Raw genomic sequence first — 15,033 nt, forward strand, 5'->3', positions numbered from 1 at the left:
GACTGATCATCCCTTAACTCAATATTTTTGATACTCAACTTCTATTCATTCACTTTAAAATTTTTTATTTTTCCTAACCCTTTTTTATTCTCCTTTTATTGCAGAATCTATATTGAGCAAAAATATCTTTCTGCCACTTTATGTTTTTATTAATACACGTAAAAATATGTACCTGATTCTTTATAGTTTAAAAAGGGGTTAGGAGAAATTGATAAACTGTGGCGTGCGAATACGCTCGCCACAGTTTGGTCTATTAACCTTTCGCTAATAACCCTGCCCAAGAGAGTAAGATACATAACACGATGATAATCATAATTGCTTTGTTAGAGTTCATTTTCGGTCTACCTAATAACCAGTAGATGAAGAACACAATTAACGCAGGGACTAAGCGAGGTAAGATTAAATCTAAGTTCGCTTGTGCTGAAACGACTTTCTCACCGATTGTTGCTGTGAATGGCACCATTACGTTAACCATAGTGGCACACATAACCCCAACAACGAACACCCCAAGAACGGTTGCTGCGTTAGTTAAAGCGTTAAGTTTATGACCTAAACTAGTTACAAGGTTTACACCTTCGCGGTATGCGATTTTAAGTTGTACCCAACGGAATACCATGGTTGCAATTGCAACGGCAACCCATAAACCCACCCCCAACGGATTACCGTTTACAGCCATGGTCGCTGCGATAGCCCCCATAATCGCCGGAACTAATGAACCGAAGATCGCATCACCAATCGCTGCAAACGGTCCCATAAGACCGGATTTAATACCTGCTACGGTTTCAAGTGATTCAGTCCCTTGTTTTTCTTCTAACGCTAAATCGATACCTTTCACCACTGTATTAAAGAACGGGCTGGTATTAAAGAATTGGTTATGGGTTACCATTGCCTCTTGAAGTTCCGGAGTATTGTCGCCGTACATTTTGCGTAACTGTGGCAACATAATCCAGAGATAACCGGAACCTTGCATACGCTCGTAGTTCCAACCGATTTGGTTGAAAAATAAGTTACGGACGTTAATTTGACGGAAATCTTCATCGGTTAGTTTGTAATTACGTGGATTTCCTACTTGTTGATTAGAGTTCGTCATCTTCAATTTCTCCTGTTGCAGAAGTTGATTTTTTCACCGGCGCTGATGAGCCACCTTCTACACTACGTTGATAGACCATATATGATAATGCGAAACCGATTGCTGCCATTGCTAACATTGGAACATTGTTAATTGAGTTGCTCACACCCGCTGCAGCACTTGCTGCCGTTACATTACCGAATAAAGTAATGAAGATAGAAGTTAATGCGAATGCTAGGATTAAATAAGCGATATGACGTTTTGTCGGTAAGTAACGAAGTAAGATTGCAAAACCTAATGCCGGTAATACTCCGCCTGCGACAGTTAAACCGTCAGCAATAACTTTTAAGAAACCGTGTTGCATTGCTTCTGCAAGACTTGCGACGAACGGACCACCGAAAACTAATGCTAAGAAGATTGGTAATGCACGTGAAAGCCCCCAAGCGATCGCACCGCAGAAATAGTTTATTGTGATTGCATTGTAAGCATGGTCTTGGATATTTTTATCGATACGGTGAGCGAAAAATACGTTCGACATTCTCGCCAAGATGTCGGTATAAACCATTAACGCTGCAATTGGTACCGCTAAGGTAGTTAATGCTAATTGTGGATCCATACCCGCCGATACAGAGAATGCCGTTGCAATAACTGTACCTGAGTTAGCATCGATACGTGATGCACCACCAAATGTTCCCACACCAAGCACGGTAAGCTGCATTGAGCCGCCGATGAGCAAACCTGTGGTAAGATCGCCCATAATTAAACCTGTAATAAAACCAGCAAAAACAGGTGAACCTGCACTAGATACGATAGTAATTTCATCTAAAATTTGATAAAACGCATAGAGCGTTATCAAAAGTATTTGCCACCACTCGATCATAATCTTTACTCCTCTTATAAAAGTTTCATTAAGTCGACTTTTTCTTCATTAGGTACAAGCTGTGCCGTAATAGCAATACCTCTTTCAGAAAGTTTTCTGAACACTTCCACATCATCATCTGTTACATGAACAGTTTTTCTTATTGGTCGTGTCATATCCGTTTTTGGCATATTTCCTGCATTAATATCAGTTAATGCCACACCTCGCTCAACAAGTTGTAACAAAGTTTGCGGATTACGTGTGACGAGCAATACGCGTTGAGAATCATAACGCCCGTCGTTAATATTAGTAGCGGCTTTTTCCACAGTAAGAACACTTAAGTTTACTCCCGCAGGACAAGCCAAACGTAATCCTGCTTTATCAATATCATTATTGGCTGCAATTTCGTCCACAACCATAATGCGAGTGATATTTAAGTAAGATGTCCACAGGTTAGCGACCTGACCGTGAATCAAGCGTGCATCAATACGAACATTTAAAATTGCCATATTGGTCTCCTTGTTGTTATTTGTATGGATAAAGAGTTACGCCTTGTACCACTCTGTTGACTTCCCCTGTCGGACAAGGGTTATCAGTGGTATAACCAAGGTAAAGCGAGCTATAAAATGCATACAATTGCCCCACAACTAAAAACGGGAAAATACGAGCTGCATCATCTAATTTGCAAATTTCAGCTGAAAAGTCACCGCTTGTTTCTCCGACTAAAACGACTTTGTGGGCTTTTTTATTACCAACCAGCTCGTTATAGAGATCAAGATCATATTTAGCGGTATGAGGATGTTGTGAAAGATAAACAAAAATTAATGTTTCTTCTTGCACAAGTGACTTAGGACCATGGCGGAATCCCATGCAAGATTCAAAAAAACCTAAACGTTCGCCAGCAGTAAGTTCTAATAATTTCAGTGCCGTTTCTCTTGCCAGCCCTTGGAAAGCGCCACTTCCTAAATAAACAATACGTGTTAATGGAAGATGAGCCAATTGCTGGATCTTTACAGCATCTTTCTCTAACAACTGTTCGGTCACTATGGAAAAACATTCAACCCACTCACGATTAAAGGCGGTCGGGGCAAAAGCGAGTAATGCGGCAAGCGTCATATTGCTTGCACTTGAAGTCATCGCAAAACCTTGATCATGAGTAGAATCCGGTAGTGCCAACGGATAAGTTGATGTACTTTCAGAACACTTCGTAAATAATGCGCCTTTAACATTATTGGTAATGGCTAAATGGTAATGTTCTTTGACAATATCATTCACGCGCTCAACTGCACCAATACTCTCCGGACTATTACCCGAACGACCAAAAGAAACCAATAACGTCGGTTTATCTTCAAATAGATATTGATAAGGGCTGGAAACTAAATCCGTGCTGGCAATCGCCTCAATAACGCAACCGAGTTTTTCACTCAATACCGGAGCAACCACTTCACCAATAAAAGCCGAGGTACCGGCACCGGTAAAGATAATTCTAAGCTCTCCTTTTTTAGCACGCTCAATCAGAGGGGAAACAAAAGTATTTACATCGGAATTTGCGACAATGTCCGCCGTTTCGCGCCAAGTCGCCGGTTGCTGTGCAATTTCTTTTGCTGTCCAAAATGCATTTTGTTTTTCTAAAATTTGATTGGATATATTGAGAATCATTGAACTTCCTCCTAAATAAAGGACTCAATTTGTAAAAAATATTAACTTGATTGTGTTTCCTTGTCGGAAGATTAAGCAATCAATACTTTCACACCAACATTTTCAAGATATTCACGATAATTTTTCGGTAACTTATCATCGGTAATCAGCACATCGATTTGATCAGCCTGACAAATAATATAGTTACTGTATTGTCCGAACTTACTTGAGTCCGTCACGACAATAACTTGATCCGCCGCTTCACACATCAAACGATTAAGCTGAGCTTCTTGTTCATTAAACGTTGTGACCCCTTTGTGTAAATCAAATCCGTCTACACCGAGAAAAACCTTATCAAAACGATAATGGCGCAAATTGTTATCTGCCATGACACCGGAAAAAGACATGGCATTTTTGCGTAATACGCCGCCTGTCATTCTGACTTCTATATTCGGATAAGCCACCAATTCCATTGCGATATCCAATCCATTTGTCAAGATAGTCAAAGACAAATCATTTAAATGACTTACGATTGCTTTCGTTGTTGTCCCCGAATCAAAAATAACACGCTCTTCATCTTTTAAGAGTGAAGCGGCTAATTTACCAATCCGTTGTTTCAATTCCGGGTAATTGTTACGTTTATCTGCAATGGATAATTCCGCAATCAATCGCGAATTCAATACGGCAAAACCATGAGAGCGGGTAATATAGCCTTGTTTCTCTAAGTTATTTAAATCATTACGAATAGTAACGCTAGATACACCGAAATATTGCGCCAATTTTTCCACTCGACAACTACTTGTTTGCTGTAACAGTTCTAAAATATCAGAACGTCTTTCAACACTACTTCTCATTGTTTCTCCTTACGTCAAGCAGTCACTACACACTACGATTGCTTTCGAATTAACTATAAAAACAATCAAATTCAAAAACAATCGAAAGAATTCAAAAATGAGACAAAGATCACATAAATTTACATAAAAATAGCAAATAAAAAAAGCACCTCGGTATGAGGTGCTTTACTTCTTATATTATATTAAATTAAACCGATTATTCTGAGAGTTTCACTTTTGAGAGCCATTTGTCGACTAAACGCTTACCTTCATCACTTGAACCGAATCTGTCAAAATCCGTTTCAATCAATTTCACATTATCCAGTTTTGGCGAAAGCGGAGAAACTTCGGCATTAATATTGGTCGGTGTTTGGTAAACACCATGTTCGCGCCAAGGCATTTCTTGTACTTCTTTCGATAACGTCCAATCCATGAACAACTTCGCATTATCTAAATTACGCGCATTTTTGATAATGCTTACCGCACCTAATGCGTAACCCACACCGTCTTCAGGCAAAACGTACTCGACCGGAGCCCCTTTCTCTTTTTCCGTTATATAACCATGGACAAACCCAACCGATACGGCACTTTCACCGCGAGATAAATTGGTTGTGACTAAGGTACTTTTTACATATTGCGAAATATTTTCATCCAGTTTTTTCAAATATTCGAAGGTTTTCTCTTCGCCCCATAATTGAATCAAGGTTGCTATCATTGTATATGTTGTGCCGGAACTACGAGGATCCGGCAACTGTACTTCACCTTTTAAACGGGGATCCAGTAAATCATCCCATTTTTTCGGCATTTCTACGCCCAATGCTTTTAATTTTTCAGTATTGACACCAAAACCAAGCACTAACATATAAGCGATAGCCGTGTAGTCTCCCCGTTTTGTCGCCATTAAGCTTTTGAATTGAGGCAAAATTTCTGCTTGTAGAGGAGAACGATAAGCTTCTAATAATCCTAATTCCCCCGCTTGAAAATGAGGCTCAATCGTTCCACCATACCAAATATCGGCTTGCGGATTTTCTTTTTCCGCTTTGATTTTGCCTAAAATCGTCCCGCTTCCGCCATGAATAAATTGGGTTTCCACATTATATTTTTGTGAGAATTTTTGGGTTAAATCTTCGCAGACTTTGTTTTGTACACCGCAATAAACGGTTAATTTACCTTCTGCTTGAACCGAGTGAGAAAAAAGTAAAGGAAATGCCACATATAAAGCAGCAAAAAGTGTTTTAAATTGAGTTTGCATTTTATTTTAGCTTCCAACAAATAAAGGTGCCGAAGTGTATCATTTATGCTACGTATTTCAAGCATTAATCCCTTCTCTTTTATGCTAAAATGGTATTACTTAATCCTATTATTGCAATTACATGAATATACTTGATCAAATACAGATTATTTTAGTTGAAACATCACACAGCGGAAACATTGGCTCTACGGCGCGAGCAATGAAAACAATGGGACTCCACCATTTACGCCTTGTCTCCCCCAAACAACCTATTGACGAGCAAGCCGTTGCTCTTGCCGCTGGAGCAAAAGATGTTTTAGACCGTGTCGCTATTTTTGACCGCTTTGAAGATGCGATTTCAGATTGCCGATTGGTTATCGGCACCAGTGCGCGTTTACGTCATTTGCAAAACAGTTTAATTGAGCCGAGAGCATGCGGTGAATTAGCCGTCCAACGAGCCTCACAAGGTAATGTGGCTATCGTATTCGGGCGGGAACGAGTGGGGCTGACGAATGAAGAATTGCTCAAATGCCATTATCATTTAAATGTGCCGACTAATCCGGAATACGGTTCATTGAATCTTGCTATGGCAGTTCAACTCATTAGCTATGAAATTCGTATGGCATGGCTGAATTTGCCAAAAAATCCCGAAAACAGACCGCTTGTTGAGTATCCGACGGCAGATGCGTTGGAGCATTTTTTCAACCATACGGAAAGGCTATATAAATCGCTCGGTTTTATTCGGAATGATGCGGTCATGTTAAAGCTCCGCCGCTTATACCTACGGGCCGAACTGGAAAGTGCGGAATTAAATTTATTGAGAGGTATGTTGACTGCGGTGGAAAAATATCAAGAGAAAAAATAATACTTTTCCACCGACCGTTTTTTAAGCCAACGCCTGCCGTAATCGACCTTGATGGCTTGCTAATAATTGCTCGGCACGCGCTTTATCCGTATCCGCCAAAATCATCATAATAGCTAATTTTGCGTTGTTACCGGCAATCGCCAATGTTTCTTCGGCTCTTTCTTTCGTACATTCTGTTGCCTGCATCACAATACGAATGGCGCGGGCTACCAATTTTTGGTTACTTGCCTGAACATCCACCATTAAATTTTGATAGCATTTCCCGATTAAAATCATGCTTGCCGTCGTCAACATATTCAGAACCAGCTTCTGCGCCGTACCGGATTTTAATCGGCTTGATCCCGTCAACACTTCCGGTCCGACGATCGTATCAATCGCAATATCGGCGATCCGGCTCATTGCCGAATTCGGATTGCCGGCAATAGATACCGTTGTCGCGCCTAACGATTTGGCATACGCCAACGCTCCGATCACATAAGGCGTTCTGCCGCTTGCCGCAATGCCGACCAACACATCCTGTGCGCTAAAAGCAATTTGCCGCAAATCCGCCGCCCCCGCGTCTTGATTATCTTCCGCTCCTTCAATCGGATGACGCAACGCCCGATCACCGCCGGCAATAATGCCTTTTACCATCTCGGGGGACACCCCGAAGGTCGGCGAGCATTCCGATGCATCCAATACCCCCAAACGTCCGCTGGTTCCTGCACCGATATACACCAAACGCCCGCCAGCCTGAAATGCCGCCACAATCCGCTCTACCGCTTGCGCAATTTGCGGAAGGCATTTTTCAATAGCTTCCGGTACCCGTTTATCTTCTTTGTTCATTAGTTTGACAATATCCAACGCCGCCAAACGGTCGATGTTCATACTGTCGGGATTGCGCGCTTCGGTCACCAATTGCGTGAGTGTCGCCAGTAAATCCGATTCTGCCATACGATGATTTCTCCTTCGATTTTTGCACTAAAAAACCGCGTCGATTATTTGGTAAAAATGACCCCTAAACTGACCGCTTGCGTTGCCCCTGTCACGCCGGGTAAATTTGACGGAAGATCGTTGAGACGCTGATAAGCGAGCCATGCAAAGGCAGCCGCTTCGACATAATCCACATCCAATCCGTATTCCGTAGTGGTTGACACTTGCCAGTATGGTAGCAATGTCGCCAAACGTGACATCAGTAACGGATTTCTCGCTCCGCCGCCGCAAACCAGCAGCAAACAAGGTAATTGCTGAGGATTGTTAATCCGATTCAATGCATCCACAATACTTTGTGCCGTAAATTCAACCAATGTAGCTTGAACGTCTTGCGCCGCCAACTCGGCAAAAGGCTGCAATTTTTTCTCTAACCACGCCAAATTAAACAACTCCCGCCCCGTACTTTTCGGCGGTGCCTTGGCGAAAAACGGTTCGTTCAGCAATTCGTTTAACAACGCGTGATTCACACTGCCCGTTTTTGCCCATTCGGCATCTTTATCAAAGCGTTTGCCTTGGTGCTTTTCAATCCAAATATCCAGCAAAGTATTCCCTGCACCGATATCATAACCAATGGTGACCTGATTCGGCACCAATTGCGAAATATTGCTGATCCCGCCGATATTCAGTACACCGGTAATCCGGTTCGGCGAACTAAACAACGCTTGATGAAACGCCGGTACCAGCGGTGCGCCCTGCCCGCCGTATGCCATATCTTTACGGCGAAAATCACCGATGGTAGTAATCCCCGTTTTAACCGCCACCAAATTCATGTCGCCGATTTGCATGGTAAACGGATATTGCCCTTGCGGCGAATGCCAAACGGTTTGTCCGTGGCAACCGATTGCCCGAATCTGCGTTGCGGTCAATTGCTGTTTGGCTAGAAACGCATTCACACAATCCGCATACAATATCCCCAGCTGATGATCCAATTCACCGAGCTGCTGCAAATTCGTCGAGCCCGTTTTCAATAATTGCGAAAGCGCTACACGCAAGCTTTCCGGCATCGGTACAAAATCACAAGCGGTCAGTTTCGGCGGATGTTTTGCAAAATCAACCAAGGCGATATCCACGCCGTCCAAACTGGTTCCCGACATCACGCCGATATAATAATTCGGTTCGCTCATTTTCCCTCCTTATCGATACGAAATAGTGGAGACACACGGTGTGTCCCTGCGGTTGCATGCATTGTATCGCCGTTCGGATTATTGGCGCGCCATGCGATGGTTTTGAGGCACTTGTTCAAAATTAGAACGGAACGGATTAATATCCAACCCACCGCGACGGGTGTAACGGGCGTATACCGTTAGTTTTTCAGGTTGGGCAAAATGCATTAAATCACAGAAAATCCGCTCGACGCATTGCTCATGGAATTCGTTATGCTCACGAAACGACACCAAATAGCGTAACAATTTTTCACGATCCAACCGCTTGCCGACATAGTGAATCTGCACGCTGCCCCAATCGGGTTGGGAAGTAATTAAACAATTGGATTTCAACAAGTGGCTGACCAAGGTTTCTTCCACCGTATCACCGCTTGCGACATCCTGCAAATAATCGGTGGAAAAAGCATAGCTGTCGATTTCAATCGACTGTTCATCAATACATTCGCCTTGAAAATCAACAATCGGTCGGTGAGTGAAATCGGACAATTTGTAAATTTTTACTGAAATCAGACCGCTTGCACAGCGGCTTAAATCCGCTTGAATACGCTGCCGAACGTCCTCAAGCGAGTTAAAACGGGTTTGATTGAAACTGTTCAGATAGAGTTTAAAACTTTTCGACTCAATGAGATTTTCACTACGGAAATCCACCGCCACGTCGGCAATCGCCACCTGCGGCAAGCCGTTTTGATTGAGCCACGACAATTCATACAACGTCCAAATGTCCGCGCCTTGGGTAAACGGTTGTCGCTCGCTGATGCCTAAGCCGTCACGGTTTAAACGACGTGGTACGGCTTGCAATAAGCTGGGATCATACTCGCTTTTATATTCGGTTTTCTGTCCCAGTTTCAAACCGGAAAGACTTTTATCATCGTACTGCATTGTTTTCCTTAAATAAATTTAGGCAAATCCGCCAAACTGTCAATCACTTGATCGGCTTTGGCAATGCCTTCGTCCGTCACGGTTTTACCGGTACGAACCAAAATCTTGGTTCTCACCCCCGCATTTTCCGCCGCCAACATATCTTCCAATTTGTCACCGACCATCACAGATTGTGCCGGATCGATATCCAGATCCTTGATCGCTTGCAAAAACATCCCCGCTTTCGGCTTACGACAATCGCAATCTTCCCGATATTCGCCCAACCCTTCGGGATGATGCGGACAGTAGTAAATACCGTCAAGCACAACGCCATAATCTTCATCTAACGACCAATCCATCCACTCAGTAAGCTGATGAAACTGTGCTTCGGTAAAATAACCACGGGCAATGCCTGATTGATTGGTGACTAATACGAGTAGATAGCCTTTATCTTGGAGTTTTTTTAACGCTTTGCCCACGCCGTCAATAAATTGGAAATCGTCAATCGTATGCACATAGCCGTGATCGATATTGATCGTACCGTCTCGGTCCAAAAAAATCGCTTTCTTCGCCATAATGGTTATCCTTTTAGAAAATCGACGATCAAGCGGTGGTGTTCACTGGTTTTGAATTTGTCAAATACCGCCATGATCACCCCGTTTTCATCAATCAAAAAACTGATTCGGTGAATGCCGTCATAGGTTTTCCCTAAGAATTTTTTTTCACCCCATACGCCGAAGGCGTCGGCAATGTGATGATCGGGATCGGAAAGTAAGATGAAATTCAACGCTTTTTTCTCAATAAACTGCGCTAATTTTTTCGGTTGGTCGGGGCTGATGCCCAATACGACGACGTTTAACTCGTCCAACTCGTTTTTACTGTCGCGTAAACCGCAAGCCTGCGTAGTGCAACCGGGTGTTAACGCTTTCGGGTAAAAATAAACCAACACTTTTTTGCCTCGAAATTGTGTGAGAGAGACCGGCTCAGACTGTTGATTCAACAGCGTAAATTCAGGGGCGCGATCCCCCGCTTTTAATCTATTCATTTGCAAAATTCCTTTAAAAACACACCGCTTGTATCTTACTACACAAACGGTCGGATTCTGAAAAAATTTTACACCTTACATTTCATCCAAGAAACCTTCTAACAGCTCATTTAAAAACAGTTTGCCGTGTTGTGTGATCTGCCAATGGGTTGCCGTTTCAGTGATGAAATTTTTCGCTAATGCCCAATCCATTGTTGGTTGAACGATATGTCTATCTAATCCTGTATAGGCTTCAAACTCTGCTTTTGGTGTAGCTTCAAGCAGACGGAAACGGTTCATAAAAAATTCAAACGGTCGGTCATCAAATGCTATTGCTTCTTGCTGATAGCGATATTCACCACGCATATAGCCTTTCGGGTGCTTAGTTTTACTGAAACGGTAAATCTCCCCTGTTGGATAGCTGATTTTTCCGTGAGCGCCACAACCAATCGCTAAATAATCACCAAACCGCCAATAGTTAAGATTATGTTGGCATTGATACCCTTTTTTCGCATAGGCAGACGTTTCGTACTGTTCGTAACCTGCTTCCGTTAAAAGTTGATGTCCTTGTTCAAAAATCTCCCACAGTTCGTCATCATCGGGTAAGGTTGGCTGACGATAATAGAACATCGTATTCGGCTCAATCGTCAGTTGATACCACGACAAATGCGGTGGATTTAAGGCGATTCCTTGACGTAAATCATTTAAGGCTTGCGCCACCGACTGATTTGGCAAGCCATGCATCAGATCAATGTTAAAACTTTTCAGCCCAGCCTTTGCAGAATCTTGTGCAAATCTGACCGCTTGTATCGCTTCTTGGCTATCGTGAATTCGACCGAGTTTCAGTAATTTTTCAGGTTCAAAACTTTGAATACCCATCGAAATCCGATTAACACCGCCTTGAGCATAACCGATAAACCGTTCGGCTTCCGCTGTACCGGGATTGGCTTCTAAGCTAATTTCGCAATGTTCTCTAAAATCGATTCGCTGACGAATTTCAGCCAATAAATAAGCAATGCCTTCCGCCGAAAAAAGACTTGGCGTACCTCCACCAATAAAAATCGAGTGAATTTTACGATCACCAATCGCCGTTTTATAAGATGTCAGGTCCTGTTCTAAATCCATTAATAGATGTTGGATATATTCCCTTTCAGGAATAATACCTTTTTGCGCATGAGAGTTGAAATCACAGTAAGGGCATTTCTGCACACACCATGGAATATGAATATAAAGGCTCAGGGGCGGAAGGGTTAAGTTCACGTTATTTCTCATTAAACAAAGTCAGTCAAGCCACTTGCCCTTTTTCGATAGGGTTATGGCATTAATATACGGCAGTCTAGCGCAAAATAATCGGATCCGAAACAAATATAATCTGTTTGGTTATAAGCCAAAACTTATCGCTATTTAGAATATTTTTCTCTCTCTTGTACATTTTGAAAAAATAACCTGCCTAAATAAGAGGAAACGTAATGAACCTGTCAAAAATAATGATCGGATTGGGATTTTTCTCCCTTTCTTACGCCGCGTTATCCGCCCCGGCAAATACGCTGGTCAATTGTATTGCGACACCGCCGATGAAACTCAGCCCGGCAATCACTAACGATGCCAATGATTTCAACGCCAGTTCACAACAAATCTATAACCGTTTGGTTGAATTCAAACCGGGAAAAATCGAGATTGAACCCGGGCTTGCCGAACGTTGGGAAGTCAGTGACGATGGGTTAAGCTATACCTTTCACCTTCGCCGAAACGTGAAGTTCCATAGTAATAAACTTTTTACGCCGACCCGACCTCTCAATGCTGACGATGTACTCTTTTCATTTCAACGCCAAGCAGATAAAACCCACCCTTACCACTCTGTGTCTGCGGGGACTTACTTCTATTTTAACTGGATGAATTTGCCGAATATCCTTAAGTCCGTGGAAAAAGTGGATGACTATACCGTCAAAATTACGTTGCATAAGCCAAATACACCATTTATAACGACGGTTGCGATGGACTTTCTTTCTATCTATTCTAAAGAATATGCCGATCAGCTTTTAGCTAAAGGAACGCCTGAATTACTTGATCAACAACCTATCGGAACAGGACCGTTCATTTTTCAAACCTATCAAACCGACCATGCCGTACGCTATACGGCGAATCCTGATTATTGGAAAGGTAAAGCGGCGATTGATCGACTGATTTTCAGTATTACGCCTGATGCGGGAACACGCTACGCCAAGCTAAAAGCGGGCGAATGCGATGTGATTGATTTCCCGAATATCTCCGATATTGCACAGATGAAAAACGATCCGCAAATCAATTTATTGGAACGTGAAGGGCTAAATTTGGCTTATATCGGTTTAAATACGACAAAACCTGAATTAAATCATATTAAAGTCCGCCAAGCTCTTCACTATGCAACCGATAAAAAGGCGATTGTCGATGCGGTTTATCAAGGCGGCGGAACTGTGGCGACGAATCCGTTTCCCGATGCGGTTTTAGGTTATAACCCTGATTTACCACAATATGAATTTAACTTGGAAAAAGCCAAAGCATTACTGGTTGAAGCGGGTTATCCGAACGGGTTCGAGACGGAAATTTGGGTTCAGCCTGTGGTGCGTCCGTCCAATCCAAACCCTCGCCGAACTGCGGAAATTATACAAGCTGACTGGGCAAAAATTGGGGTAAAAGCCAAATTGGTTACATACGAATGGGCGGAGTTTAATAAGCGCACTCGTGAAGGGGAATTTTCAGCAGGAACTTACGGCTGGACAAGCCGTAACGGTGATCCTGATAACTTCTTATTCCCTCTATTTAGCAAAGCGAATATCCCGGGGACAAACTACTCTCGTTGGACAAACGATGAATTTGAAAATTTGCTTGCCACAGCGGTGCAGACACAAGATACACAAGCACGTGCGAAGTTGTATCAGCAAGCGGTCGACATTTTCCAGCAACATAGCCCGATTATTCCGTTCGCCCACTCGATCAACTATGTGCCGTTAAATAAACGTGTACAAGGCTTTGTACAAAATCCGTTTGGTTATACGGCATTTTATGGTGTGACTCTCACTCCTTAACGGATAAAAAATACGGCTCTAACTTGAGCCGTATTTTTGCAAATTTTTCTGTCAATCCGACCGCTTGTCAATCAACTAAGCCTTACGCCATGTGGTGCCATTCGCTCCGTCTTCAAGCACAATGCCCATTGCTGTCAGCTTATTGCGCGCCTCATCTGCTGCAGCCCAGTTTTTGCCGGCTCTCGCTTCGTTGCGTTGTTTAATTAATGCTTCGATTTCTGCGACTTCATCGTTATTTGCATCGCCTTGTAAGAAAGTTTCTGGGTCTTGCTCTAACAAACCCAGCACGCCAGCAAGTTGTTTTAAACGCGCCGCTAGTTTGTTCGCTTCCCCCTGATTTTCCGCTTTGAGTTTGTTGATTTCACGAGCCAATTCAAATAACACTGCTAATGCCCCAGGGGTATTGAAATCATCGTCCATCGATTCTTTAAAAGCGGTCACATACTGATCGTTTTCTGCAAGTTCGACATTCCAATCACAGCCACGCAATGCCGTATATAAACGCTCTAACGCTTTGCGAGCCAAGCCGATATTTTCTTCGCTGTAATCCAACAAGCTACGGTATTGTGCGGTTAAGAAGAAGTAACGAACACTTTCACAATCATATTTATTTAAAATATCACGAATGGTGAAGAAGTTATTGAGCGATTTTGACATCTTCTCTTCGTTGATCGTAAGCATTCCCGTGTGTAGCCAATAATTCACATAATCGTCACCGTGAGCACAGCAAGATTGTGCGATCTCGTTTTCGTGGTGTGGGAACATTAAGTCCGAACCGCCACCGTGAATGTCAAAATGGTTGCCTAACTCTTTGCTGTTCATCGCCGAACATTCGATATGCCAACCTGGGCGACCTTTGCCCCAAGGGGAATCCCAGCTTGGTTCGTTCTCTTTCGACATTTTCCATAATACGAAATCCATCGGGTTACGCTTGACCGATTTAATCTCAACCCTTGCCCCTGCTTGAAGCTGTTCAAGATTTTGGCGAGATAAGGCACCGTATTTTTGGAAAGATTCGACATTGAACATCACGTCACCATCTTCCGCCACATAAGCGTGACCTTTCGCTAAGAGTTTTTCAACAATCGCAATAATTTCAGGGATATGTTGCGTTGCACGGGGTTCAACATCAGGGCGAAGGATATTTAACGCATCAAAATCTTTGTGCATTTCAATGATCATACGATCAACAAGCTGATCGCAGGTTTCATTATTTTCTAACGAACGTTTGATGATTTTGTCGTCCACATCGGTAATGTTACGCACATAGCGTAAGTTATAGCCAAGATAGCGAAGGTAACGTGCGATCACATCAAAAGAAACAAAAGTCCGCCCGTGCCCAAAGTGACAGAGATCGTAAACCGTGACACCACAGACATACATTCCAACGTGATCAGGGTGGATCGGTTTAAATTCTTCTTTTTCACGTTTTAAGGTGTTATAAATTTTGAGCATA

Annotated in this window: 15 protein-coding genes; 2 read left to right on the forward strand and 13 right to left on the reverse strand. The window is 42.9% G+C overall.

The genetic code is table 11. From position 1 onward, the window contains the following. Positions 1 to 253 precede the first annotated feature (253 nt). The 6 genes from ACEYJ7_RS06785 to ACEYJ7_RS06810 form a co-directional block, all read right to left on the reverse strand. Positions 254 to 1,090, reverse strand: coding sequence for a PTS system mannose/fructose/sorbose family transporter subunit IID (locus tag ACEYJ7_RS06785; protein ID WP_373778318.1), 837 nt, complete (start codon positions 1,088 to 1,090; stop codon positions 254 to 256). After that, complete coding sequence (locus tag ACEYJ7_RS06790; RefSeq protein ID WP_373778319.1) at positions 1,077 to 1,949, reverse strand: PTS mannose/fructose/sorbose/N-acetylgalactosamine transporter subunit IIC; 873 nt, start codon at positions 1,947 to 1,949, stop codon at positions 1,077 to 1,079. Before ACEYJ7_RS06790 ends, ACEYJ7_RS06785 begins: the two co-directional genes overlap by 14 nt. Positions 1,950 to 1,963: 14 nt before the next feature. After that, a complete protein-coding gene (locus tag ACEYJ7_RS06795; protein ID WP_373778320.1) occupies positions 1,964 to 2,437 on the reverse strand; it encodes a PTS system mannose/fructose/N-acetylgalactosamine-transporter subunit IIB in 474 nt (157 codons plus the stop codon). Positions 2,438 to 2,453: 16 nt separating this feature from the next. Next, a complete protein-coding gene (locus ACEYJ7_RS06800) occupies positions 2,454 to 3,587 on the reverse strand; it encodes an SIS domain-containing protein (protein WP_373778321.1) in 1,134 nt (377 codons plus the stop codon). A gap of 71 nt (positions 3,588 to 3,658) precedes the next feature. Then, the gene (agaR, locus tag ACEYJ7_RS06805) at positions 3,659 to 4,420 is read right to left on the reverse strand and encodes a transcriptional repressor AgaR (protein WP_373778322.1); all 762 of its coding nucleotides are present in this window, start codon (positions 4,418 to 4,420) and stop codon (positions 3,659 to 3,661) included. Positions 4,421 to 4,616: 196 nt separating this feature from the next. Next, entirely contained in the window at positions 4,617 to 5,651 is a 1,035-nt protein-coding gene (locus ACEYJ7_RS06810; RefSeq protein ID WP_373778323.1) for an ABC transporter substrate-binding protein, read from the reverse strand. Between the two features lie 121 nt (positions 5,652 to 5,772). On the opposite strand from ACEYJ7_RS06810, the gene trmJ reads away from it, so the two are divergent. Further along, positions 5,773 to 6,495 carry a tRNA (cytosine(32)/uridine(32)-2'-O)-methyltransferase TrmJ gene (gene trmJ / locus ACEYJ7_RS06815; protein ID WP_373778324.1) on the forward strand — a complete coding sequence of 241 codons (723 nt, stop codon included), beginning with the start codon at positions 5,773 to 5,775 and terminating at the stop codon, positions 6,493 to 6,495. Between the two features lie 21 nt (positions 6,496 to 6,516). Here the strand turns inward: trmJ and murQ are convergent, their stop codons facing one another. The 6 genes from murQ to hemW all read right to left on the reverse strand — a co-directional run bounded on the left by murQ (position 6,517) and on the right by hemW (position 11,772). Continuing rightward, the gene (gene murQ / locus ACEYJ7_RS06820; protein WP_373778325.1) at positions 6,517 to 7,428 is read right to left on the reverse strand and encodes an N-acetylmuramic acid 6-phosphate etherase; all 912 of its coding nucleotides are present in this window, start codon (positions 7,426 to 7,428) and stop codon (positions 6,517 to 6,519) included. 44 nt (positions 7,429 to 7,472) lie between these two features. Continuing rightward, complete coding sequence (locus ACEYJ7_RS06825; RefSeq protein WP_373778326.1) at positions 7,473 to 8,591, reverse strand: anhydro-N-acetylmuramic acid kinase; 1,119 nt, start codon at positions 8,589 to 8,591, stop codon at positions 7,473 to 7,475. A gap of 78 nt (positions 8,592 to 8,669) precedes the next feature. Then, positions 8,670 to 9,509 (reverse strand): NADPH-dependent 7-cyano-7-deazaguanine reductase QueF, encoded by an 840-nt coding sequence (gene queF, locus ACEYJ7_RS06830; protein ID WP_373778327.1) that lies wholly within the window; start codon positions 9,507 to 9,509, stop codon positions 8,670 to 8,672. 8 nt (positions 9,510 to 9,517) lie between these two features. Further along, positions 9,518 to 10,063, reverse strand: a complete 546-nt coding sequence (gene gmhB / locus ACEYJ7_RS06835) for a D-glycero-beta-D-manno-heptose 1,7-bisphosphate 7-phosphatase (protein WP_373778328.1) — start codon at positions 10,061 to 10,063, stop codon at positions 9,518 to 9,520. 5 nt (positions 10,064 to 10,068) lie between these two features. Continuing rightward, the gene (gene bcp, locus ACEYJ7_RS06840; protein ID WP_373778329.1) at positions 10,069 to 10,533 is read right to left on the reverse strand and encodes a thioredoxin-dependent thiol peroxidase; all 465 of its coding nucleotides are present in this window, start codon (positions 10,531 to 10,533) and stop codon (positions 10,069 to 10,071) included. Between the two features lie 75 nt (positions 10,534 to 10,608). Further along, positions 10,609 to 11,772 (reverse strand): radical SAM family heme chaperone HemW, encoded by a 1,164-nt coding sequence (hemW, locus tag ACEYJ7_RS06845; protein ID WP_373778330.1) that lies wholly within the window; start codon positions 11,770 to 11,772, stop codon positions 10,609 to 10,611. Between the two features lie 209 nt (positions 11,773 to 11,981). Between hemW and ACEYJ7_RS06850 the strand changes: the two genes are divergently transcribed. Beyond that, positions 11,982 to 13,577 carry an ABC transporter substrate-binding protein gene (locus ACEYJ7_RS06850; RefSeq protein ID WP_373778331.1) on the forward strand — a complete coding sequence of 532 codons (1,596 nt, stop codon included), beginning with the start codon at positions 11,982 to 11,984 and terminating at the stop codon, positions 13,575 to 13,577. Positions 13,578 to 13,652: 75 nt separating this feature from the next. On the opposite strand, the gene cysS is transcribed toward ACEYJ7_RS06850, so the two are convergent. Beyond that, a complete protein-coding gene (cysS, locus tag ACEYJ7_RS06855) occupies positions 13,653 to 15,032 on the reverse strand; it encodes a cysteine--tRNA ligase (RefSeq protein WP_373778332.1) in 1,380 nt (459 codons plus the stop codon). Position 15,033: the final 1 nt, after the last annotated feature.

The organism is Glaesserella sp. (genome assembly GCF_041814905.1).
In the GTDB taxonomy this organism is placed as follows: domain Bacteria; phylum Pseudomonadota; class Gammaproteobacteria; order Enterobacterales; family Pasteurellaceae; genus Glaesserella.